Below are 19,640 nucleotides of genomic sequence, written 5' to 3'. Positions count from 1 at the left end.
CATGGACGCTTCGTCGCGTTCGCGCTGGCGTGCGCTGCATCGCGGCGCCGGCGCGCTGTTCGGCGTGGTGCTGTTCGTCGTGCTGTTCAGCGGCACCTGGAGTCTCGCATTCGATTCGATGCAGGGCTGGTGGCGGCCGCCAGCGGTTGCCGTCGCGCGGCCGACGTTGCCGCTCGATGCGCTCGTCGCACGCGCGGCGTCGCTCGGTGTGGCGTTGCGCGACGCGCGCATCGTGCTGCCGCGCCCGGACGATCCGGCGATCCGTTTCTGCGACGCACGCCAGACGTGCACGCCGGCGCTCGATCCGGCGACCGGTGCGCCGCTGCCGGATGCAGGGCGGGCGACCTTGATCGTCACGCTGCACAAGACGCTGTTCGCCGGCTTTCCCGGGCGCATCTTCGTCAGCCTGTGGGGCGTCGTGCTGCTCGTGCTCATCGTCGCGGGCGTCGTCGTGCATCGCAAGCGCTGGCCCGACGCGGCGCGCATCCGGCGCGGCAAGGGCTTGCGCGTCGCGCTGTTCGACCTGCATGCGTGGATCGGGCTGTGGGGAACGCCGTGGCTCGTGCTGTTCGCGTTCACCGGCGCGCTGTCGGGGCTCGGTGCGCTCGGCACGGTGTCGCTCGCGGGCGTCGCGTATCCGGGGCAGCCGCAGCGCGCATTCGCCGAATTGCTGGGCGGCCCGCCGCCCGCCGAGGCCGGCGGCCCGTGGCGGCACGCGCCCGATCTCGATGCGCTGTTGCGGCGCGATGCGGCGCGCAGGCCGGATTTCCGGCCGGACGCCGTCGTGCTGCATCGCTGGGGCGATGTGAATGCGCGCGTCGAGATTGCCGGCACGACCGCGGGCCTGCCGAGCACGGCCGTGTTCGAACGTCACCTGTACCGCGCGACGGACGGGCAATGGCTCGCCGATGCCACGTCGCGTGGCCGCGGCTTCTGGCTGCGCGCGTTCATCGCGGTGCAGCCGCTGCACTTCGCGCAATACGGCTGGATCGGCGCGGCGAGCGGTGCGCTGCGCGTGCTGCATTTCCTGATGGGGCTCGCCGCGTGCGCGTTGTGCGCGACGGGGCTGCATCTGTGGATTGAGCGGCGGCGCGCGCAGCGCGATCGTTCGGCAGACGTGCTGGCGGCCGTCTCTGTCGGCGTGTGCGGCGGGCTCGTGCTCGCGGGCGGCGGGCTGCTGTTCGCCGGGCGAGCGTTGCCCGACGGCGTGCACGTCGACCATGCGCTCGCGATGCTGTTCTGGGCCGTGTGGGGCGGCGCGATGGCGCTCGCCGCCGGGGTCGCCGATCGCGCGGCATGCCTGCGCGTGCTGATGCGTGCGGCCGGCGCGGCATACGGGCTGGCCGGTGCGACCCATTGCGCGATCGCGCTGCTCGGCGCGGGCAAACCGGTGTACTGGCCGATTGACGCGGCGCTCGTCGCATTCGGCGCATTGCTGCTGCGTGCGGCGCGCCGTCCGCGTCGCGATGCGATGCGGGCCACGCGCGTGCCGGCCGGCGCCGAACCTTTTTAACCTCATGCAACTGGAGACTTCGATGCGCGATCTGCTCGAACATCGCCGCCTGGTCATCACGATCACGCTGCTTTACCTGTCACAGGGAATCCCGATCGGCATCGCGATGGACGCGATGCCGACGCTGCTGCGCCACGACGGCGCGCCGCTTCATGCGCTCGCGTTCCTGCCGCTCGTCGGGCTGCCGTGGGTCGTGAAATTCCTGTGGGCACCCGTCGTCGACAACCACTGGTCGCCCCGTGTCGGCCGGCGCCGCAGCTGGATGCTGCCGATGCAGACCATCGTCGTGCTGTGCCTGGGCAGCCTCGCGCAGATCGGGATGACGGTCGCGACGGCCGGCTGGGCGGTCGGGCTGCTGGCCGTCGCGTCATTCGCGAGCGCGACGCAGGACATCGCGAACGACGGGATGGCCGCCGAGTATTTCAGCGGAGACACGCTCGCGAAGATCAATGCGATCCAGATCGCGGGCGTGATGATCGGCTTCTTCGGCGGTGGCGCCGGCACGTTGACGCTGATCGGCCTGTTCGGCCAGCACACGGCGTTTCTCGCGCTGGCCGCCGTCCCGCTCGCGAGCCTCGTTTGCGTGCTGTGGGTCTTGCCGCGCAACGCGGATCGCGCCCGCGCGCGGCCCGAACACGATGCGAGCCTCGTGCGCTTCGCGAAGCGGCCGCGTTCGTGGTCGCTGCTGTCGCTCGCGCTGCTGTCGGCGATGACGGCCGTATCGGGCTTCGGCCTGTCGAAGCTGTTCCTCAACGATGCGGGCTGGTCGCTCGACGCGATCGGGAAACTCGGGATGGCCGGCGGCGTGGTGACGGTCGTGCTCGGTTGCGGCGGCGGCGCGTGGCTCGTGAGGACGCTCGGACTGTGGCGCGCGTTCACGGCCGGCGTGAGCTGCGCGGGCGTGGCAGCGCTGCTGTGGTTCGCGCAGGCGGGCGGGTGGCTGCCGGTGTCGCCGTCATGGGCGTGGCTGTGCACGGTGCTCGGCTCGCTGGCGACGGGCATCACGTCCGTATCGATCATGACGGCCGGCATGCGTTTCGCGGGCGGCAGCGATCAGGCCGGCACCGACGTGACGGCCGTGCAGAGCACGCGTGATCTCGGCGAGCTGATTGCGTCGTCGACGATCCTGTCGCTGACCGCGAAGGTCGGTTATACGGGCGGGTTTCTCACGGGCGTCGCGCTTGCGGTGCTGGCGGCGCTGATCGCGATGAAGCTGCGGCGGAGGGAGGCCGCCTATGCGGTGAACGGGGACGATGCGCTGGCGTCGTGATCGACGCGTGGACGGCACGCAATGCACGCCGCACTCGTTGCGCATCGACTGGCGCCGCGCCGACGCATCGAAACGAAAAAACCCGCGCAGCCATGTGCTGTCGCGGGTTTCGGAAAATGCCTGGAATGCGAGGGAAACGCATCTGGTGCCGACGGCGAGACTCGAACTCGCACAGCTTTCGCCACTACCCCCTCAAGATAGCGTGTCTACCAATTTCACCACGTCGGCACTGCAGGGGCGCAATTCTAGCGTCACATTGCGCGTTTGTGAAGGGGGTGTGACACGATCACGAGGAGGCGAAAGCGATCCCGGTAGAATTCGTCCGATCGACGCCGATAATCCTCGCAACTACCGCCACCCGTTTTCTCCCGTGACCCACACCCTCGAACAACTGCAGACCGGCCAGCTGGCGGGCGCCCGGCAACTCAAGCTCGCGTGCGGGCTGACCGAATTTCCGCGCGAGATCTTCGATCTGGCGGACACGCTCGAAGTGCTCGACCTGTCCGGCAATGCGCTGTCCGCGCTGCCGGACGACCTGTCGCGGCTGCATCGCCTGCGCATCCTGTTCGCGTCCGGCAACGACTTCACCGAATTCCCCGAAGTCCTCGGCACGTGTGCGCAGCTCGACATGATCGGCTTCAAGGCGAACCGGATCCGCACGGTGCCGCGCGGTTCGCTGCCGCGCGCGCTGCGCTGGCTGATCCTGACCGACAACGCAATCGACGCACTGCCCGCCGAGATCGGCGATTGTTCGCGCTTGCAGAAGCTGATGCTCGCGGGCAACCGGCTACGTGCATTGCCCGCCGAAATGGCCGCGTGCCGTTCGCTCGAACTGATCCGACTATCGGCGAACCGGCTCGACGCGCTGCCGGACTGGCTGCTGCGTCTGCCGCGCCTCGCATGGCTCGCGTCCGCGGGTAACCCGTTCGGTGCCGTGCCGGAGGCCGCCGCGTCGGCCGAGCCGGGCGTCGCGGACATCGACTGGGCGTCGCTCACCTGTGACCAGAAGCTCGGCGAAGGCGCATCGGGCGTCATCTATCGCGCGCAGTGGCGCCCGGACGGCCACGCGCCGCGAGCGGTCGCTGTCAAGCTGTTCAAGGGCGCGGTGACGAGCGACGGGCTGCCCGACTGCGAAATGGCCGCCTGCCTGCACGCCGGGCGCCATCCGAACATGATTCCGGTGATCGGCAAGGTACGCGGTCATCCGGACGGCACGCACGGGCTCGTGATGGAACTGGTCGATCCGGCACTGACGAACCTCGCCGGGCCGCCGAGCTTCGCGTCCTGTACGCGCGACGTGTATGCGGCCGACGCACGATTCGAGCCGGCCGCGGCAGCGCGGATCGCGCTCGGCATCGCGTCGGTCGCCGCGCATCTGCACGCGCGCGGCATCATGCACGGCGACCTGTACGCGCACAACATCCTGCACGACGGCAAGGGCGGCGCGCTGCTCGGTGATTTCGGCGCGGCGTCGGTCTACGACGTGAACGACCGCGTGCGCGCAGCGCGGCTCGAACGGCTGGAAGTCAGGGCGTTCGGTTATCTGCTCGGCGAGCTGCTGGCGCGCTGCGAGCCGCGTGCATGGGAAGGTTCGCATGCACTCGACGCGCTCGCGGCCGCCTGTCTGAACGAGGATATCGACGCGCGGCCTTCGTTCGGCGAGGTGTCGGCCGTATTGGCTGCGTCGAAGGCCTGACGGTGTTGCGTGGCGGCGCCGGCGATCAGTTCTCGCCGCGCACGCAGTACGCAGCGATCGACGACGGCGTATCGATCGCCGCCGGCCGCGTGATCCATGCGATCCACGCCGCCCATAAGCCGCAGACGATCAACACGGCGATATTCAGCGGCGTCCGGTAGCGGACGATCAGGCCCGCCAGCGGCAAGCGTTCTTTCCTCATGTGCGTTTCCCCTCGGTCGTTGCGTATGCGGCGTTACTGGCCGGCGTAGGAAGGCGCCTTCGCGTCGCAGGTCACGGACACCGTCGTGCCGTCGGCGAAATGCAGCCGGAACGGCACCTTCGCACCGGGCGCGACCGGCTGGCGCGGTTCCTCCAGCATCACGTGATAGCTCTTCGGCTTGAATGTCACCGTGCCGTGCGCGGGCACGTCGACCGCGTCGACGTGAACCATCTTCGCGGTACTGCCGGCCGTCTGCGTTTCGTGGATCATCGCCATCCCGAATGCGGGCGTATCGATGCTCGTGAGGGTGGCGGGCTTGTCGCCATCGTTCTTCAGCGTGAAGTAGCCGGACGACGGCACCGTCGCCGGCATCGTGCGGATCCAGCACGCATCGGCCTGTACGGTCGACGCGGCGAACGTGACGGGCGCCTGCAGCGCGAGCAGTGCGAACAGCAGGCTGGTCGGAATCGAGCGTTTCATCGAGTGTGTTCCTGATCGGGTAGGGAAGCGTGTCGCGCGGGTCGCGTATGCGTTACTTCAGCGTGAACGTATAGCGGCCCTGCGTGCGATGGCCGTCGCTCGCCACCGCGATCCACGCGACCGTATACGTACCGGCCGCGAGGTGGGTCAGCGCAACATGCATCCGCTTCCGGTTGCCGGCATCGACCGCGGATTTCCCGTCGGCGACCGACTGGCCGTGGCTGTCGGTGACCGCGATGGAACTGAATGCGGGCTCGAGCGTTTCGCTGAAGTCGATCGTGACCGCGGGTGGCGCGCTCGACAACGTGGCGTCGGCGGCCGGGTCGAGGGTTTTCGGGTGCGCGTGCGCATGCGCAGCCTGTGCGATGACGAAGCCGAGTGCGACGAGTGCGCCGCGCAGGAAAGCAGTGGTTTTCATGATGGGATGATCCGGTTGGAAATGACAAGGAGAACGATGCATTCGACGTGCGGCCGCGCGTTCGCGTTCGCGCATGCGCGAACGCCGGAAGCGGGCGGGCGCATGCACGGCACGACGCCGCGCGCAACAGGGTCGAACATGAGCGTCCTTCGAAACGTGACACGGCATGCACGCGCAGCGCGCGTGCGGACGGCGCGATGCGCTACGGCATCACGCGCGGTGACGACGAATCAGGACGCGAGCGGCGGGGCGCGCGGTTGCGCAGCCGTGAGCGGCAGTGCGCGGCGCAGGCTTTCGAAGCGCGTGGCCGCCCGATGCTGGAGGAGGTGAACGTGGGCCGCGAACGTGAGTTCGGGCGCGGGCAGGGCAGGTGTATGGGCCAGCAGGTTGCAGTAGCCGCAAGCCTGCAGATGGGCCTGCAGGCGCTTCGACGACGCATCGCCGGCGTGGTCGCCGCCAGCCGGGCCGGCGGTGCAGTAACCGGCGAGCAGCGCGTCGACGCGGTCGTGCGTGGTCAGTGCCTGCGAGATCGTCGGCGCGAGCGCGGTCATCAGGATGGCGAGCATCCCGATCAGACTGACGATCTTCCGGAGTCGACGACTCAGCATGCGGTGCGCGGCGGCGTAAGGGCGACGATGGAGCGGATTATGCCACGCACGTCGATGCGCATGTCGGCTGAGGCATGCGGCGTGGTGGCGCGCTAGGCGTGCTTCGCCAGATATTTCGTGATCAGCATCATCTGGGCGGCCCAGCCCTGGTCGTTCATCTCGCGCGCCTTCGCGCGGCGCGCTTCGATCAGTTGATCGAAACCCGTTTCGGTGACCGTCAGCAGCGTGCCGCCGTTGGCTTCCGCGAGCGTGAAGGTGACGAGCGTCATCGGCTCGGACGCGTAGTCGAAGTTCGGATCGATCGCGAACGGATGCCAGCGAAAGGAGAACAGTTGCTTCGGCTCGATGCGATCGACGACGATTTCGAATACCGTGCCCGCATACGGCTCCTGTGCCTTGGCGACGTCGTCGTCGACGAGCGTTGGCGTGATGCGGCCGAACATCGACTGGCCGGCCACGAACGGCCCGTCGAACGTCACGCCGAACCAGGTGCCGAATTCCCCGGCATTGCTGACGGCTTCCCACACGCGCGCCAGCGGCGCGGCAAGCAGGGTTTGTTTCTCGATGCGATCGGTTGGCTGGGTCATCACGTTCTCCAGGCAGGCATCATCGTTGCAGGACGGCGCGCGGCCGCGCGCCGCATTCAGTCGATCATCTGCGCATCGGGCACGTCGAGCACGACATCGGAGGTCGCGACGGCCACGCACGGCAGCGTATAGCCGTCGGCCTTTTCCTCGCGGGAGAGCCCCGGCCATTCGATCGTGTAGCGTACGCTTCCGCTGACGATCCTGCACAGGCAGCTTCGACACGTGCCGTTGCGGCACGAGCGCGGCAGCCTGACGTGCGCGAACGCGGCCGCCTCGAGCAGCGTCAGCGAATCGGGAGCGTCGAACGTCGCGCCGAGCGGTTCGATGCGCACGAGAGGCGGGTGGTCGGGATCGGTCATGGGTCGAAGCGGGCGGCGCGGGCGGCAACAAGGTAAGGCAAGGCAAGCGCCAAGCATACCCGAAGCCGTCAGCGGCCGGCCCCGACGTCAGTGTCGCCGCAGGTAGCGGTACACGGTGTTGCGCGCGAGCCCGAGCTCACGCGCGGCGGCCGATACGTTGCCGCCATGCCGCGCGAGCACCGCGTCGATCACCGCGGCTTGGTGGCTCTGCAGTGTCGTGGCTTCGCGCGTGTGGGCCGGTGCGGCTTTCGCGGCGGGCGAGTCGTCGCAGTCGAGCCAGAAATCGTCGGGCAAGTGCGCGAGCGTGATTTCGGGTTCGTCCTCGGCGAGCATGCCGGCCGTACGCAGCACGTTGGTCATCTGCCGCAGGTTGCCGGGCCAGCGGTGCCGCATGAACGCATCGAGCACGTCGGCCGCGACGCGGCCCGGCATCGGTTCGCTGCGCGCGAGCCGCGCGAGGATCCGCTCGACCAGCGCGGGCAGGTCGGTGCGTGCGGCAAGCGCCGGCAGCGTCACCGCGAGTCCGTTGATCCGGTAGAACAGGTCTTCGCGGAAGGTGCCTTCCGCGATCATCGCGCGCAGGTTGCGGTGGGTCGCGCAGACGACGCGCACGTCGACCGGCACCGCGCGTGCGCCGCCGAGCGGCATCACCGCGCGCTCCTGCAGCACGCGCATCAGCCTGACCTGCTGCGCGAGCGGCATGTCGCCGATTTCGTCGAGAAACAGCGTGCCGCCGTCGGCCTGCGCGATCTTGCCGGGGCTGCCGCGCTTGCGCGCGCCGGTGAATGCGCCGTCCTCGTAGCCGAACAGTTCGGCCTCGATCAGCGAATCCGGCAGCGCCGCGCAGTTGACCGCGACGAACGGGCCGTCCGCGCGCGGCGACGCCTGATGCAGCGCACGCGCGAGCCATTCCTTGCCGGTGCCGGTCTGGCCGAGGATCAGCAGCGGCAGGTCGCGTCCGCGGATCTTCGCGACGCGTTCGAGCACGGCGGCCATCCGCGCATCGCCGGTGTCGAGCGTCGCGAACGTGATGGCGTCGGGGTCCGGCGCGCGCAGGCGCACGGCGGGGGCGGGCGGCGAGACGGCGATGGCCGTCTTGTGCGCTTCCGCGAATTCGCAGCGCGCGAGCACGCGCACGCCGGTCGACAGCGTCAGGCGGAACGGGGCGCCGGCGGCGCGGGCCGCCTGCTGCGCGAGTTCGCCAAAGTGCATCCCGAACAGGGCGTCGCAGCCGTGATGCTGCAACGCATCGAACGTGGCGCCGAGCTGGAATTGCGCGCTGCGATTCGCGGCGATCAGCCCGCCGTCGGGGCCGAACGCGACGAGCCCGGCAAACAGCGAGTCGACGCAATCCTCGTGTGCATGGAAGCGCAGCCGCAGCGCTTCCGCGCACTGGTTCGCGAACAGGTGGTTCTCGATCAGCTGCGCGGACATCCGCACGAGCGCGAGCGTATGGGGACTAAAGCCGCGCGGGTCGCCGCTCACGTCGAGCGTGCCGAGCGTGCGACCGAACGGGTCGATGATCGGCGCGCACGAGCAGGTGAGGATATGGTTCGCGCGCAGGAAGTGTTCGGACCCATGCACGGCGAGCGCCTGGCCCGACGCGAGCGCGGTGCCGATCGCGTTGGTGCCGCGTGCGCCTTCGGCCCACGACACGCCGGTGCACAGCGCGACGCGGTTGGCTTTCTCGATGAAGTCGGCGTCGCCGATGCTGTGCAGGATCACGCCGTCGGCATCGGTGAGCAGCACGAGGCTTTGCGTGTCGGCGATCTGCGCGTGGAGGTTCTCCATCACGGGGCGCGCGTGCGCGAATAGCGCGTGGTTCGTGTCGAGCAGCTCGCGCAGTGCGACGCGCGACAGCGGCGAGAAATCGGGGCGCTCGTTGGCGCGCAGGCCGACCGCGGTCGAACGGGCATGCGCCTGCGCGAGCAGGTCGTTGCGGCCCGCGGTGGCGGGCAGCACGAAAGGTTGAGGCATGTCTTGTCTCCTGTCGGCCAGAGTTAGCGCTTTAGCGCTTACGCTGGTCTCATGCTTCGCGGTCGACCAAAGTTGGCGCTTCAGCGCTTGCTCGGGCTCCATGCTTCGCGGTCGGCCCAAGTTGGCGCCTCAGCACTTGCTCTGGTCCCATGCTTCGCGGTCGTCCCAGCTTGGCACTTCAGCGCGCACTTGGGCCCTATGCTTCGCGGTCGACCCACCTCGGCACTTCAGCGCTTGTTTGGGCCCCTGCATCGCAATCGACCCACCTTGACGCCTTGCACCGCACCATCCGTCACCCGCCGCCGCCATCGATATCGCCTCATCATACAAGCGCGGCGCGCGTTGTGCGACTGAGTATAAAAACCCCTTGCTTTTAAGCACCCGCCTGCAATGATGAAAGCGGAGCACGCACGCGCCGTGTTCCGCATCGCAACATGCATGCGACGTGACATGCATCCGTTCGGGAGACGCATCATGGTTCGGACGGAACTGAGAGTCGTGCTGGCGGCCATCGCCACCTTCATCATGCTGGGCGGCATTGCCGTGGCGATCCACGGTCTGCTGTTCGACTTGGCCGATGCGGTGCAATACGGGGCCGCCGCCATTGCGGTAGGCGCCACGACCGCCGCGATCTCGCTGAATATCTGGCCCACCGACCCTCACTGACGCCATTCGGAAAACGGTGTCGGATGTTGCGCTGGTCAGAGGAAATGCGCGTCGAAACGACGCGCGTCGTAAATATTGCCTCCTGCGCGAAACCGTCTAAAGTGGAATGCAACCGGCATGCATTGTCCGCGCCATACCCTCCGTGGATCGTGCCTCCGCCGGCGAGCCCGCGTACATTTTTCGTCCGGCCGGTAGCGGACGACGGACGCGGTCATTTGCTTTCTACCGGCCGATAGGCGGCTCCCATGCAAATTCATTTCACGAATGAGAAGCCCGAATATTCGGGGCGCGACCTGATGCTTGGATTCACGGCGTTGGTCAATGGCGAGCGCGTCCAATGTCAGATCACCGCCGAGGCGCTGGAGGACCATTTCGGTGCGGCGTCGCCGCGCTTCGAGGACATGGTCGGTGCGTACGATCAGCATCGCGAGCGTATCGAGGCGGCCGCGCGGCGGCTGCTGTCCGAAACGCGCGCGCAATGCCTGACGCTGCGCAGCGGCTACGTGCGCTTCTACGAGGCGAACTGGCGCTGAACCGGACGACCGGGCAGCGACGGAGCGGGCGCCGGATACCGGCGCCCGTGTCGTATCGGCGCATGCTGGTCCGGAGTCCCGCTTGGGGCGGATGGCACGATGCCAACATCGTGCGGCGCGATAGCGTGCCTGCGTTCCGTTTCCGTCAATCCGCCCCGATGAGCGCATACGCGCCGTCGGTTGCACCATTCGCGCGCGCGATGCGTGCGAAGCCCGAGTCGGTGAGGTGCATGCCCGCGATCAACACGTTGTCCGAAGCGACTTCGGCGAGCGTGGCCGCGCGCGTCGCGGATGCCTGCGACGGATCCTGGTCGAACGCGATCGATACGTCGGGCCGGGCGACCTGGATCGGCGCGAAATGCACGAGATCGCCCCAGATCAGCAGGCGCTCGCCGCGCGATTCAACGCGATAGCCGGTGTGGCCCGGCGTGTGCCCCGGTAGCGGCACCGCGACGATGCCGGGCAGTACGTCGCCTGCCTCGATCGTACGAAGCTGCGCGCGGTAAGCGTCGAAGGTCCGTCGGGCGATCTGGAAATTGACGCGTGCGCGTTCACTTGCCCGCTCGTACGCGTCGTCGTCCAGCCAGAACGCGCGTTCCCGTCCATGAATGATTACCGCCGCTTGCGCAAAGGCCGGCTGTCCGTCCGCGTCGAGCAGACCGCCGATGTGGTCGGGATGCGCGTGCGTGAGCAGGATCGTGTCGATGTCGCGTGCATCGATACCGGCGTGCGCTAGTGACGGACGTAGCAGGCCGCCCCAGTTCCGGATACCGCCGGCACCGGTGTCGACGAGCACGGTGCTGCCGTTTCCGCGTATCACGTAGCAGTTGATGTTGACGTCCGACGGCGCGTGTATGCCGGCGCGATGCATGATGCCGGCCGCCTCATCCACGTCGATGTTCGACAGCAGGTCGAGGCCGGCCGTCAGCGTGCCGTCGCTGATCGCGGTCACCGAGAAATCGCCGACCTGACGACGCGGAAATGACAGGCGGGGAATGAGTGTGCTCATGGGTCAATGTCGCGCGTGAAGGTGGGCGGTGTCGTAGCCGAAGCAGCGGATGCGTGCGACGCATCCGGTGTAGCGGAGAATCTCGCGATCCAGTTCGGCCATGAACCGATCCATCAATTCAGTGGTGCGAAACGATGCGATGCGAAAGCGGATCTCCGCGCTGACCGGATGTCCGCGGCCGTGCCGGACCGGCACATAGGCGACGTGAATCGTGCCGGGCGCGGCGCTCAGCACGTCGGTGCAGAGTGTCTCGCAGGCCGACGACAGTCCGTCGAGCGCCGCGTTCGCCGGCATGTTCGCCTCGGGGATGAAAATCGTGACGCTGGGCATGGCGGGCCTCCCGTCAGTGTGCCGTTGCCGCCGCCGGCGCGCTGACGAGCCGGTCGCCCGTCGGTGCATAAAGCCGGATCGCGGTGCCGGACACGAGCCGCGCCTGATCCTGATCCAGCACGGCCAGCCAGCGAGCGGCCGGCAGGCGGTCCAGCGCGATCGCATGCAGGGCCGTGGCGGCGATTCCCGCTTGTGCGAACGGGGCGGCGTTGTCGCAAACGGCCAGCCATTGATTGCCGGAGACGGCCGGCGCCGGTGCGGCGCTGTCGTACACGTTGCGGCGCCACTCGACGATGTGCGGCTGCCAGCGCGCGAAATTGCCGCCGCCTTTGTCGCGGTACTCGGCCGACGTCAGCACGTCGGCGCTGTCGATCGTGTGCAGCGCAAGGTAGACGGGGCCGTCGCCATCGACGGCACGAAAGCGTTGCGACGTGCGAAAGCCGCACACGGAAATCAGCGCCGGCAGTTTGACGCGGCTGTAGAAGTCGTTCCACTCGGCTTCGACGGCGGGCTCGGCGATGCTGCATTCAACGGCATAGATCATCACACCTCCACGGGTAGCAAAGCGGCCTTCGGGATGGGTTGCCGCTCGACGGGTTGAGTTTTTGTCATGATAATTAGCCAACGAGCGGGCGACAAACGATGATTCATCACCGTTCAATGACGTTTGATCAAGCTATGACCGACGCGGGTCGAACCGGGAGCAATCGTGACGCGACGCAGGATTCCGAGCAATTCGGCATTGATGGCATTCGAGGCCGCGGCGCGGCATGGGAGCTTCGCGCGTGCGGCCGACGAGTTGGCGCTGACCGAAGGCGCGATCAGCCGGCAGATCGGCCGGCTGGAGATGTTTCTGGGCGTGTCGCTGTTCGAGCGGGTCGGCAACCGCGTTCGGGTTGCGCCGAACGGCGCGCGCTACGCGGCGCAGGTTCGCGAAGTGCTGGATCGGCTCGAGCGCGACAGCCAGTACATGATGGGGCAGCCCGGCGACGGCGGCAGCGTGGATATCGCCGTGACGCCGACGTTTGCGACGCGCTGGCTGATTCCACGGCTCAAGGATTTCCAGACGCGGCATCCGAACATCACCGTGCATTTCGCCGATCGCGCCGAGCCGTTCGTGCTGGCCGGCAGCGGATTCGATGCGGCGATTCATTTCGAGCATCCGGCATGGGCCGGCATGCATACGTACCGGCTGTGCGAGGAGGTGCTGGTGCCGGTCTGCCATCCGTCGCTGCTCGCGGGCGGGCATCCGGACGCGTTGCTGGGCACGCTGCCGCGCCTGCACAAGCGCCAGACGCCGGATGCATGGTCGGCGTACGTGCAGGAGACGGGGTTGGCTGTGAACAATCCGGCCGCCGGCGCGCGCTACGATCTGTACTCGATGCTGATCGCGGCGGCGCAGGCCGGGCTCGGCGTCGCGCTGGTGCCGCGGCTCTATGTCGACGCCGAGATCGCGCAAGGATCGCTCGCGGCCCCCTGGCCCGACGGTCGGGGCGTGGTCAAGCGCTTCTGTCTCGTGTTGCCCGACGCGCTGGAACTGGGCGATGGTCCGCTGCAGACCTTTGCGCACTGGGTACTGCGGCAGGCGGACGCGTGATGCGCGTAGCCCAACAAAAACGCCACCCGAAGGTGGCGTCGTTTCATCGCGCATCGCACCGATGCGCGTGCGTCACTCGCTGCCGAGATAGAAGAAGCGGAACAGGAACACGGCCGCGATGATCCACACGACCGGCTTGACCGTGCGGGCCTGGCCCGTCAGCAGCTTCAGGCCGCCATACGAGATGAAGCCGAACGCGACGCCGTTCGCGATCGAATACGTGAACGGCATCAGCAGCGCGGTCAGCGCGGCCGGCACGGCTTCGGTCGCATCGTCCCACGGCACGTCCACCATCTCGCGCAGCATCAGGCACGACACGTACAGCAGCGCGGGCGCGGTCGCGTAGGCCGGCACGACGCCGGCGAGCGGCGCGATGAACAGGCACGCGAGGAACAGCACCGCGACGGTGATCGCCGTCACACCCGTGCGGCCGCCGGCCTGCACGCCCGATGCGCTTTCGATATACGCGGTGGTCGACGACGTGCCGAGCACCGAGCCCGCGACGATCGCGGTGCTGTCGGCGAGCAGCGCCTTGTTCAGGCGGTTCATCTTGCCTTCGACGAGCAGGCCCGCGCGGTTCGCGACGCCCATCAGCGTGCCGGTCGCGTCGAACAGCTCGACGAGGAAGAACACGAGGATCACGTTGATGATGCCGGTCGACAGGGCGGCGCCGATGTCGAGCTTGAACAGCGTCGCGTCGATCGACGGCGGCGCGGAGAACACGCCGTGGAACTGGTTGCCGCCGAAGAAGAACGACAGGATCGTCACGCCGATGATGCCGATCAGGATCGCGCCGCGCACGCGCAGATGGTCGAGCGTGACGATCGTGAAGAAGCCGATGATCGCGAGGATCGTGTCGTGCTTGTGCAGGTCGCCGAGCGTGACGAGCGTGGCCGGGCTGCCGACGATCACGCCGGAGGTCTTCAGCGAGATGATGCCGAGGAACAGGCCGATGCCGGCGGTGATCGAGATGCGCAGCGATTTCGGAATGCCGTTGACGATCGCCTCGCGCACGCGGAACAGCGTGACGAGCAGGAACAGGCAGCCGGAGATGAATACCGCGCCGAGCGCGGCCTGCCACGTGAAACCCATCCCCTTGACGACCGTGTACGCGAAATACGCGTTCAGGCCCATGCCCGGCGCGCAGGCGATCGGGTAGTTCGCGTACAGCCCCATGATGAGCGACGCCAGCGCCGCGACGAGGCAGGTCGCGACGAACACGGATTCCTTCGGCATGCCGGCGTCGCCGAGGATCGCCGGGTTGACGAAGATGATGTAAGCCATCGTCAGGAACGTGGTGACGCCCGCGAGTATTTCGGTGCGGAAGTCGGTGCCGGCTTCAGCGAAGCCGAAATACCGCTTGATGGATTCCATGAAGGCGTTTCTCCGGTCGGGTTGTCGTGTTGCTTGTTGTTTGTGCCGAATTGTTGTAACGGCAGCGCGCGGCCGGCGTACTGTAACCAGCCACTATTGCCGCGCTATCGGCGGATTGTAATAGCGCGGATAGCTCGGACGATATAGTTGCGGGGCACGATCGGCTGCGTTCGCGCGAACGGTCGGACAGGCCGGCCGCGCGAGGAAGGCGCGCATTTTACCGGTTTGGACGGAGCGGGCAGGTAGAAAGGATGGAAACGATTCGACGGCGGGCGGACCGTGTCGGCCGATGCGGGCGCAACGGCATGAGGGACGCGCGGCGCGCGGCCGCCGCACGATGACATGCGACTGCCATGGAGCGCCCGCATGCTGGACGACCGCGGGGCCGGCGCAACGCATGCGCGAACGCGGCGCGCGTGGCCGGCGCGGGTGCGCAGCGGCGTGCGGCGGCCGTTCGTCGGTCCGGGCGCGTGCAGATATCGGGCTATCCTGCTCCGAAGCCGTCCCGTCCGCAACTGTCATTTCTCGATGCCGGCGCGACTGTGGTTTCTGTGTAAAAGATTGCAAGAGGTCATCGCGTAAACCGGCAAGTCTTTCTAGGATAGATACACCGCGCACACACGCTGGCCGGTTATTGCCGACGCGGGGGAGTCGCAGTCCGTGCAGGCCAGGCGGTGAAGTGTGGTGACGGTCGCCGCGCATTCGGGCAGGCGCGACCGATTGCGATTGCCCGATGCGGGTTCGTCCGTATTCACGGAGGTCAGCATGTTGAACTGGATCAGCCGTTGGGCGATGCGGCACGCCCCCACGCCGGAAAAAACCGCTGCGTCGATGCTCGTGACGGCGCGCATGGAACTGTTCACAGCCGAACAGCGCGTCATCGATGCGAAATTACAAGCGGATTACTGGCGTGCACGCGTGTCATTCCTCGAGGAGGTGCAAAAACAAGGCATCGACCCGTGGGTGACCTCGCATGCCGCGCAACGCCCCGATCTTGATTCCACTCCCCGTAGCACGGGCCCGCGTCTCGCCGCCAGCACCTGAAGCTGATGCATGCAATGCAGGTGACGGTTGTTGCGCACGGCGCGCGATCGCGCGCGGCATGCATGGGCGTGCCGCGTGATTCGATGCGCACCGGCGACGCAGTGCGCCGCCGGTGCGTCCGTTTCCGGATGCGGTAATTTCGCGCGCTCCGGTGCCTCGTTGCGCGCGTCAGCGCGCATCGTCAATCTCTTCTTCGCCATCGTCCGACGAGCAAACGTTGCACTTGCGCGAGCGTGCGTCTGAGCCGTTCGCCGCGCCGCACGTACGCCGTCGTGATCGACGCTTCGGCCGCGCGGTCGTCATCGGTGCCGAGCCAGATGCGATCGCCGCGCGCGATGCGCAGCACGTCGCCGGGTTGCACCCAGTAATCGTCGACGCTCGGCGGCCGCGTGATCCACAGCGGCGCGCCGTGCGCACGGATTTCCGCATCGCTCGGCGCGCGCCAGGTCAGGGTCGTGCGCGGCGCGACCGCGAAACGGATCACGACGGTCGGTAACGTGATCGCGCCACCGCGGCGCGTATCGGGACGGTCGGGACGGTCGAACAACGGGCTTGCCTGGTCCATCGTCTGCTCCATTCGTTGAGCCGGACGGATGACGCGCACCAGAACAAAAAGGCCTCATCCGTTTCCGGTGAGGCCTTGTGTGACATGCGGTACTGCTCGGATGCTAACGCACAAGCGCCTCCCGTGATCCATTCTTTCGAATGTTCACCGAGCAATGTTTCGCGATGGCGATGTGCTTGAACGTAGGCATGCGAACGAGTTTGTCGATGTCGTCCTGCGTTGTCAACGACTATTTTCGAGATACGTGGCGATCACGCGTCGCGCTGGGCGAGGCCGTTCACGAGCAGTTCGGACAGCAGGCCGGTCATCCCTTCCGGGTGCGTGGCGGCGCGCGCCTTCAGCTGTTCGACGAGATCGGCGTTGAGCTTGCACGCGAACGGCACGAGGCCCTGTTCCTGGTCGAGCTTGCGCTGCGCGCGGCGATCGAGCTTCGGCGCTTCCTCGGCGCCCTTGCCGAATCGCGCGGCGTTCGACTGCTTCATCGCTTGCGTCAGCTTGAGCGCCTTGTTCTTTTCTAGATCGGTTTTCTTCATGGCCATCGCGGCACCTCCGGGAAATGAAGCCGCGATTGTACGCACTTCGGCGGGCGCCGCCCGCCGAGGCCGTGACAAAGCCGCCGCCGACCTCGCTCGGGCAGCCGTTCACGCGCCCTTCGTCGTGCCCCAGTTGCCGCCGTGCGCGGCCGCCTGCGCGGCGGGCGAGCGGGCCAGATACGCGAGCGCCTGCTCGGTCGAGCCTTCATGGTGCGGCGTATAGCCCGGCTTGAAATAGCGCAGCGCCGCGCCGATCACTTTCCAGAACGACGGCAGGTGGCCGCGCCGCGAACCCTTCCACCACGACAGCACGAAACCCGGATAGCGGCCCGCGGCCGGGTCGCGCCGGTACATGAATCTTGCGCCGCTCGTGATGAAGTAGAGCAGCAGCACGATCACGAACGCCATGTGCAGGCAGCGCTCCGGGTAGTTGCCGCCCACGTGGTTGTAGATGTCGAACGCGACGGTGCGGTGCTCGACTTCCTCCGCGCCGTGCCAGCGCAGCAGGTCGACCATCGTCGGATCTGCGTGGCCTTCGTCGAGCCCGTGCGCATTGAGCACCCAGTTGCCGAGATACCCGAAGAAATGTTCGAGCGACGCGATCACCGCGAGTTGTTGCCGCAGCCAGAAGCGCGTGTGGCCGATCTTCAGTCCGAGCGGCGCTTCGCCGAGCACGCGTGTGAACAGCCAGTTCAGCTTCTGCGTGAACGGCTTCGTGTCGATCCCATGCCGGTCGTAGTAATGCTTGAGCACGCCGCCGTGCGAGCGCGAATGCACGGCTTCCTGACGCAGGAAGCCTTCGGCTTCGTCGCGCAAGCGTGCATCGGTGATGTGCGGCAGCGCCTTGTTGTACACGCGGCAGAACCACAGCTCGCCTTCCGGGAACAGCAGGTTCAGCGTGTTGATGATGTGCGTGCTGCACGGGTCGCTCGGCACCCACGTGATCGGCGTGTCGCTGAAGTCGAACTTCACGTGCCGGGCCTTGATCGGGTGATAGTCGGCGGTAGCGGTCATCTGTGTCTCCGTTCCTCTGCGGTGGCCTGCGCCGTCAATGCGATGCCATGCCGATGCGGGCGAGCATCCGGCCGAGCCACGGCATGAAGCGGCCCACGATGCGCAGCGCATGCGCCTCGGCGCCTACCGCGACGATCGGCCGGTTGCGCAGCACACCGTCGACCATCGCCTGCGCGACGGTCTCGGGCTTCAGGCCGCGCATCTGGTACAGCTTCGTCGCGCGTTTGCGCAGCCGCGCCTCGTCCTGAGCGTTGGCGCCCGCGTATTGCGTCGACGCCATGATTCCGGTTTCCGCGAAGCCCGGGCACACGGCCGTCACGCCGATGCCTTTCTCCGCGAGTTCCGCACGCATGCATTCGCTGAGCATCAGCACGGCGGCTTTCGTCGTCGCGTAGGCGGGCAGGTCGCGCGACGGCCCGAACGCGGCGGCCGACGCGGTGTTGACGATGTGGCCGCCGGTGCCGCGCGCGGCCATCTGCCGGGCGAACAGTCGCGAGCCGTGGATCACGCCCCACAGGTTCACGTGCAGGATGCGCTCCCAGTGGTGGGCGGTCGTGTCCAGAATGCCGCCGGCCATGCCGATGCCCGCGTTGTTGATCACGACGTCCGCGCCGCCGAGTTCGCTGCCGACCCACGTCGCGAGTGCTTCCATCTCGTCGGCGGATCCGACGTCCACGCATTTCGCGTGTGCCTGCGCGCCGATCAGACCGAGCAGCAGCGCGGTGCGCTCGGCGCTCGCGAGTTCGATATCGCACGCGACGACGGTCGCGCCTTCGCGGGCGAACGCGAGCGCCGCGCAGCGGCCGATGCCGCTGCCCGCGCCGGTGACGACCACGACCTTGCCGCTGAAGCGGCCGCTGGTCGCGCGCCGGCGTGCGTTCGCGAGCGCGGGCGGCTCGTCGCCCGATTCGACCGCGTCGATCAGCTGCTCGGCGAGGCCCGCGAAGCGCGCGGGATCGGCGAGCGGCAGCCAGGGGCCGGCCGCGACTTCGCGGCGGTAGTACTGCGGCACCCAGCGCGACAGGTTCTCGGACAGCGCCGGGCTCACGTACTTGTCGCCGAGCGGCACGATCGTCTGCACGGGAGCGTGCGCGTAGCGCTCGCGCGGCGCGAACAGGCAGCGGATGAAGTTCGCGCGATAGAGGCGCACGCCGTGCGCGCCGTCGTCGGCCTGCGTCGCGCGCGGGGCGATCGGCGCTTTCTCGAGCCGGTGCAGCAGGCGCGGCCATGCGCGACCGAGCCACAGCCGCCAGCTCAGCTCGGGGATGAACGGCAGGTGGAATAAGACCACGTACCACGAGCGCACGAGCTGGCCGCCGAGCTTGGCCAACGACGCGGGCGTCGGCCGCAGCACGCGTTCGCGCAGCCAGAAGCCGACGTGGTCGAGGCACGGCCCCGAGCACGACGTGTATGACGCGATGCGGCCGGCGAGCTGCGGATCCGTGACGAATTCCCAGCCCTGGATCGAGCCCCAGTCGTGCGCGATCAGGTGCACCGCGCGGCCCGGGCAGAGCGTGTCGATCACCGCGATGAAGTCGTCGGTCAGCTTCGCGAGGTGGTAGTCGGCCGTGCGCGTCGGCACGCCGGACAGGCCCGCGCCGCGCACATCGTAGGCGATCACGTAGTGCTTGCGCGCGAGCAGCGGCGCGACCTGCTGCCAGACGCTGCTGTCGTCGGGGTAGCCGTGCACGAGCACGACCGGCGAGCGGGCCGGGTCGCCCCAGGTCCTGACCGCGAGCGTCAGGTCGCCGGAGGCGACGGCCGTCTCGCTGTGAAGCAATTCGAACAGGGCCAGCGGCGCTTCGTCGGAAAGAGGCTGCATCGTGAGTCCGTCGTTCAGGGATTCGGGGCTTTGGGGATTCGGA

The 19,640-nt window shown here is 67.8% G+C and carries 22 protein-coding genes and 1 tRNA gene; 7 read left to right on the top strand and 16 right to left on the bottom strand.

What is annotated here, in order from left to right; translation table 11 throughout:
- Position 1 precedes the first annotated feature (1 nt).
- Both ABIC50_RS16825 and ABIC50_RS16820 read left to right on the top strand, forming a co-directional pair.
- Positions 2-1,513, top strand: coding sequence for a PepSY-associated TM helix domain-containing protein (locus ABIC50_RS16825; RefSeq protein ID WP_354165563.1), 1,512 nt, complete (start codon positions 2-4; stop codon positions 1,511-1,513).
- A 22-nt stretch (positions 1,514-1,535) separates the two neighbouring features.
- A complete protein-coding gene (locus ABIC50_RS16820; protein WP_175734699.1) occupies positions 1,536-2,783 on the top strand; it encodes a RhtX/FptX family siderophore transporter in 1,248 nt (415 codons plus the stop codon).
- 143 nt (positions 2,784-2,926) lie between these two features.
- On the opposite strand, the gene ABIC50_RS16815 is transcribed toward ABIC50_RS16820, so the two are convergent.
- Positions 2,927-3,011 (bottom strand) — tRNA-Leu (locus ABIC50_RS16815).
- A 142-nt stretch (positions 3,012-3,153) separates the two neighbouring features.
- Here ABIC50_RS16815 and ABIC50_RS16810 point away from each other — a divergent pair.
- On the top strand, positions 3,154-4,479 hold the full coding sequence (locus ABIC50_RS16810; RefSeq protein ID WP_354165561.1) for a leucine-rich repeat-containing protein kinase family protein: 1,326 nt from the start codon (positions 3,154-3,156) through the stop codon (positions 4,477-4,479).
- A 25-nt stretch (positions 4,480-4,504) separates the two neighbouring features.
- Here ABIC50_RS16810 and ABIC50_RS16805 read toward each other — a convergent pair whose 3' ends face one another.
- From ABIC50_RS16805 to ABIC50_RS16775, 7 genes are all read right to left on the bottom strand, one after another.
- On the bottom strand, positions 4,505-4,681 hold the full coding sequence (locus ABIC50_RS16805; protein WP_212084747.1) for a hypothetical protein: 177 nt from the start codon (positions 4,679-4,681) through the stop codon (positions 4,505-4,507).
- Between the two features lie 33 nt (positions 4,682-4,714).
- Positions 4,715-5,161, bottom strand: a complete 447-nt coding sequence (locus ABIC50_RS16800; protein ID WP_354165559.1) for a copper chaperone PCu(A)C — start codon at positions 5,159-5,161, stop codon at positions 4,715-4,717.
- A gap of 52 nt (positions 5,162-5,213) precedes the next feature.
- The gene (gene copC, locus ABIC50_RS16795; protein WP_354165557.1) at positions 5,214-5,579 is read right to left on the bottom strand and encodes a copper homeostasis periplasmic binding protein CopC; all 366 of its coding nucleotides are present in this window, start codon (positions 5,577-5,579) and stop codon (positions 5,214-5,216) included.
- A 230-nt stretch (positions 5,580-5,809) separates the two neighbouring features.
- Positions 5,810-6,187 (bottom strand): DUF2946 domain-containing protein, encoded by a 378-nt coding sequence (locus ABIC50_RS16790; RefSeq protein ID WP_175702829.1) that lies wholly within the window; start codon positions 6,185-6,187, stop codon positions 5,810-5,812.
- A gap of 92 nt (positions 6,188-6,279) precedes the next feature.
- Positions 6,280-6,774 carry an SRPBCC family protein gene (locus ABIC50_RS16785; RefSeq protein WP_175676389.1) on the bottom strand — a complete coding sequence of 165 codons (495 nt, stop codon included), beginning with the start codon at positions 6,772-6,774 and terminating at the stop codon, positions 6,280-6,282.
- Between the two features lie 56 nt (positions 6,775-6,830).
- Positions 6,831-7,133 carry a 2Fe-2S iron-sulfur cluster-binding protein gene (locus ABIC50_RS16780; protein ID WP_175723922.1) on the bottom strand — a complete coding sequence of 101 codons (303 nt, stop codon included), beginning with the start codon at positions 7,131-7,133 and terminating at the stop codon, positions 6,831-6,833.
- Between the two features lie 87 nt (positions 7,134-7,220).
- A complete protein-coding gene (locus ABIC50_RS16775; protein ID WP_354165555.1) occupies positions 7,221-9,110 on the bottom strand; it encodes a sigma-54-dependent Fis family transcriptional regulator in 1,890 nt (629 codons plus the stop codon).
- A 474-nt stretch (positions 9,111-9,584) separates the two neighbouring features.
- Here ABIC50_RS16775 and ABIC50_RS16770 point away from each other — a divergent pair, with 474 nt between their 5' ends.
- Entirely contained in the window at positions 9,585-9,776 is a 192-nt protein-coding gene (locus ABIC50_RS16770; RefSeq protein ID WP_041491684.1) for a DUF2964 family protein, read from the top strand.
- Between the two features lie 245 nt (positions 9,777-10,021).
- A complete protein-coding gene (locus tag ABIC50_RS16765) occupies positions 10,022-10,309 on the top strand; it encodes a DUF1488 family protein (RefSeq protein ID WP_011659381.1) in 288 nt (95 codons plus the stop codon).
- Positions 10,310-10,454: 145 nt separating this feature from the next.
- On the opposite strand, the gene ABIC50_RS16760 is transcribed toward ABIC50_RS16765, so the two are convergent.
- From ABIC50_RS16760 to ABIC50_RS16750, 3 genes are read right to left on the bottom strand one after another with little or no spacing between them, the layout of a single operon-like run.
- Entirely contained in the window at positions 10,455-11,318 is an 864-nt protein-coding gene (locus ABIC50_RS16760) for an MBL fold metallo-hydrolase (protein ID WP_354165552.1), read from the bottom strand.
- A 3-nt stretch (positions 11,319-11,321) separates the two neighbouring features.
- Positions 11,322-11,648, bottom strand: coding sequence for a hypothetical protein (locus ABIC50_RS16755; protein ID WP_165753567.1), 327 nt, complete (start codon positions 11,646-11,648; stop codon positions 11,322-11,324).
- A 13-nt stretch (positions 11,649-11,661) separates the two neighbouring features.
- A complete protein-coding gene (locus ABIC50_RS16750) occupies positions 11,662-12,192 on the bottom strand; it encodes a sugar ABC transporter (RefSeq protein WP_354165906.1) in 531 nt (176 codons plus the stop codon).
- A 201-nt stretch (positions 12,193-12,393) separates the two neighbouring features.
- Between ABIC50_RS16750 and ABIC50_RS16745 the strand changes: the two genes are divergently transcribed.
- Positions 12,394-13,245: a LysR substrate-binding domain-containing protein gene (locus tag ABIC50_RS16745; RefSeq protein WP_354165551.1), complete on the top strand. Its 852-nt coding sequence runs from the start codon at positions 12,394-12,396 to the stop codon at positions 13,243-13,245.
- 72 nt (positions 13,246-13,317) lie between these two features.
- Here ABIC50_RS16745 and ABIC50_RS16740 read toward each other — a convergent pair whose 3' ends face one another.
- Positions 13,318-14,619 (bottom strand): NCS2 family permease, encoded by a 1,302-nt coding sequence (locus ABIC50_RS16740; RefSeq protein ID WP_011659376.1) that lies wholly within the window; start codon positions 14,617-14,619, stop codon positions 13,318-13,320.
- Between the two features lie 765 nt (positions 14,620-15,384).
- Here ABIC50_RS16740 and ABIC50_RS16735 point away from each other — a divergent pair.
- Positions 15,385-15,663, top strand: a complete 279-nt coding sequence (locus ABIC50_RS16735; protein WP_354165549.1) for a hypothetical protein — start codon at positions 15,385-15,387, stop codon at positions 15,661-15,663.
- Positions 15,664-15,844: 181 nt separating this feature from the next.
- Here ABIC50_RS16735 and ABIC50_RS16730 read toward each other — a convergent pair whose 3' ends face one another.
- The 4 genes from ABIC50_RS16730 to ABIC50_RS16715 form a co-directional block, all read right to left on the bottom strand.
- The gene (locus tag ABIC50_RS16730; RefSeq protein ID WP_175699471.1) at positions 15,845-16,228 is read right to left on the bottom strand and encodes a DUF2917 domain-containing protein; all 384 of its coding nucleotides are present in this window, start codon (positions 16,226-16,228) and stop codon (positions 15,845-15,847) included.
- Positions 16,229-16,479: 251 nt separating this feature from the next.
- A complete protein-coding gene (locus ABIC50_RS16725) occupies positions 16,480-16,767 on the bottom strand; it encodes a hypothetical protein (RefSeq protein ID WP_006749455.1) in 288 nt (95 codons plus the stop codon).
- A 102-nt stretch (positions 16,768-16,869) separates the two neighbouring features.
- The gene (locus ABIC50_RS16720; protein WP_354165546.1) at positions 16,870-17,775 is read right to left on the bottom strand and encodes a metal-dependent hydrolase; all 906 of its coding nucleotides are present in this window, start codon (positions 17,773-17,775) and stop codon (positions 16,870-16,872) included.
- A gap of 34 nt (positions 17,776-17,809) precedes the next feature.
- Entirely contained in the window at positions 17,810-19,597 is a 1,788-nt protein-coding gene (locus ABIC50_RS16715) for an SDR family oxidoreductase (RefSeq protein WP_354165544.1), read from the bottom strand.
- Positions 19,598-19,640: the final 43 nt, after the last annotated feature.

This window comes from Burkholderia sp. 567, assembly GCF_040545115.1.
Classification (GTDB): Bacteria; Pseudomonadota; Gammaproteobacteria; order Burkholderiales; family Burkholderiaceae; genus Burkholderia; species Burkholderia ambifaria.
Note: the sequence above shows the minus strand (reverse complement) of the source record. Positions and strands in the feature narration are given on the sequence as shown.

Coding starts and splice junctions, on each gene's coding strand:
- ABIC50_RS16825 (WP_354165563.1), top strand. CDS start 2: ATGGACGCTTCGTCGCGTTCGCGCTGGCGTGCGCTGCATCGCGGCGCC.
- ABIC50_RS16820 (WP_175734699.1), top strand. CDS start 1,536: ATGCGCGATCTGCTCGAACATCGCCGCCTGGTCATCACGATCACGCTG.
- ABIC50_RS16805 (WP_212084747.1), bottom strand. CDS start 4,681: ATGAGGAAAGAACGCTTGCCGCTGGCGGGCCTGATCGTCCGCTACCGG.
- ABIC50_RS16800 (WP_354165559.1), bottom strand. CDS start 5,161: ATGAAACGCTCGATTCCGACCAGCCTGCTGTTCGCACTGCTCGCGCTG.
- copC (WP_354165557.1), bottom strand. CDS start 5,579: ATGAAAACCACTGCTTTCCTGCGCGGCGCACTCGTCGCACTCGGCTTC.
- ABIC50_RS16790 (WP_175702829.1), bottom strand. CDS start 6,187: ATGCTGAGTCGTCGACTCCGGAAGATCGTCAGTCTGATCGGGATGCTC.
- ABIC50_RS16785 (WP_175676389.1), bottom strand. CDS start 6,774: ATGACCCAGCCAACCGATCGCATCGAGAAACAAACCCTGCTTGCCGCG.
- ABIC50_RS16780 (WP_175723922.1), bottom strand. CDS start 7,133: ATGACCGATCCCGACCACCCGCCTCTCGTGCGCATCGAACCGCTCGGC.
- ABIC50_RS16775 (WP_354165555.1), bottom strand. CDS start 9,110: ATGCCTCAACCTTTCGTGCTGCCCGCCACCGCGGGCCGCAACGACCTG.
- ABIC50_RS16770 (WP_041491684.1), top strand. CDS start 9,585: ATGGTTCGGACGGAACTGAGAGTCGTGCTGGCGGCCATCGCCACCTTC.
- ABIC50_RS16765 (WP_011659381.1), top strand. CDS start 10,022: ATGCAAATTCATTTCACGAATGAGAAGCCCGAATATTCGGGGCGCGAC.
- ABIC50_RS16760 (WP_354165552.1), bottom strand. CDS start 11,318: ATGAGCACACTCATTCCCCGCCTGTCATTTCCGCGTCGTCAGGTCGGC.
- ABIC50_RS16755 (WP_165753567.1), bottom strand. CDS start 11,648: ATGCCCAGCGTCACGATTTTCATCCCCGAGGCGAACATGCCGGCGAAC.
- ABIC50_RS16750 (WP_354165906.1), bottom strand. CDS start 12,192: ATGATCTATGCCGTTGAATGCAGCATCGCCGAGCCCGCCGTCGAAGCC.
- ABIC50_RS16745 (WP_354165551.1), top strand. CDS start 12,394: ATGGCATTCGAGGCCGCGGCGCGGCATGGGAGCTTCGCGCGTGCGGCC.
- ABIC50_RS16740 (WP_011659376.1), bottom strand. CDS start 14,619: ATGGAATCCATCAAGCGGTATTTCGGCTTCGCTGAAGCCGGCACCGAC.
- ABIC50_RS16735 (WP_354165549.1), top strand. CDS start 15,385: ATGTTGAACTGGATCAGCCGTTGGGCGATGCGGCACGCCCCCACGCCG.
- ABIC50_RS16730 (WP_175699471.1), bottom strand. CDS start 16,228: ATGGACCAGGCAAGCCCGTTGTTCGACCGTCCCGACCGTCCCGATACG.
- ABIC50_RS16725 (WP_006749455.1), bottom strand. CDS start 16,767: ATGGCCATGAAGAAAACCGATCTAGAAAAGAACAAGGCGCTCAAGCTG.
- ABIC50_RS16720 (WP_354165546.1), bottom strand. CDS start 17,775: ATGACCGCTACCGCCGACTATCACCCGATCAAGGCCCGGCACGTGAAG.
- ABIC50_RS16715 (WP_354165544.1), bottom strand. CDS start 19,597: ATGCAGCCTCTTTCCGACGAAGCGCCGCTGGCCCTGTTCGAATTGCTT.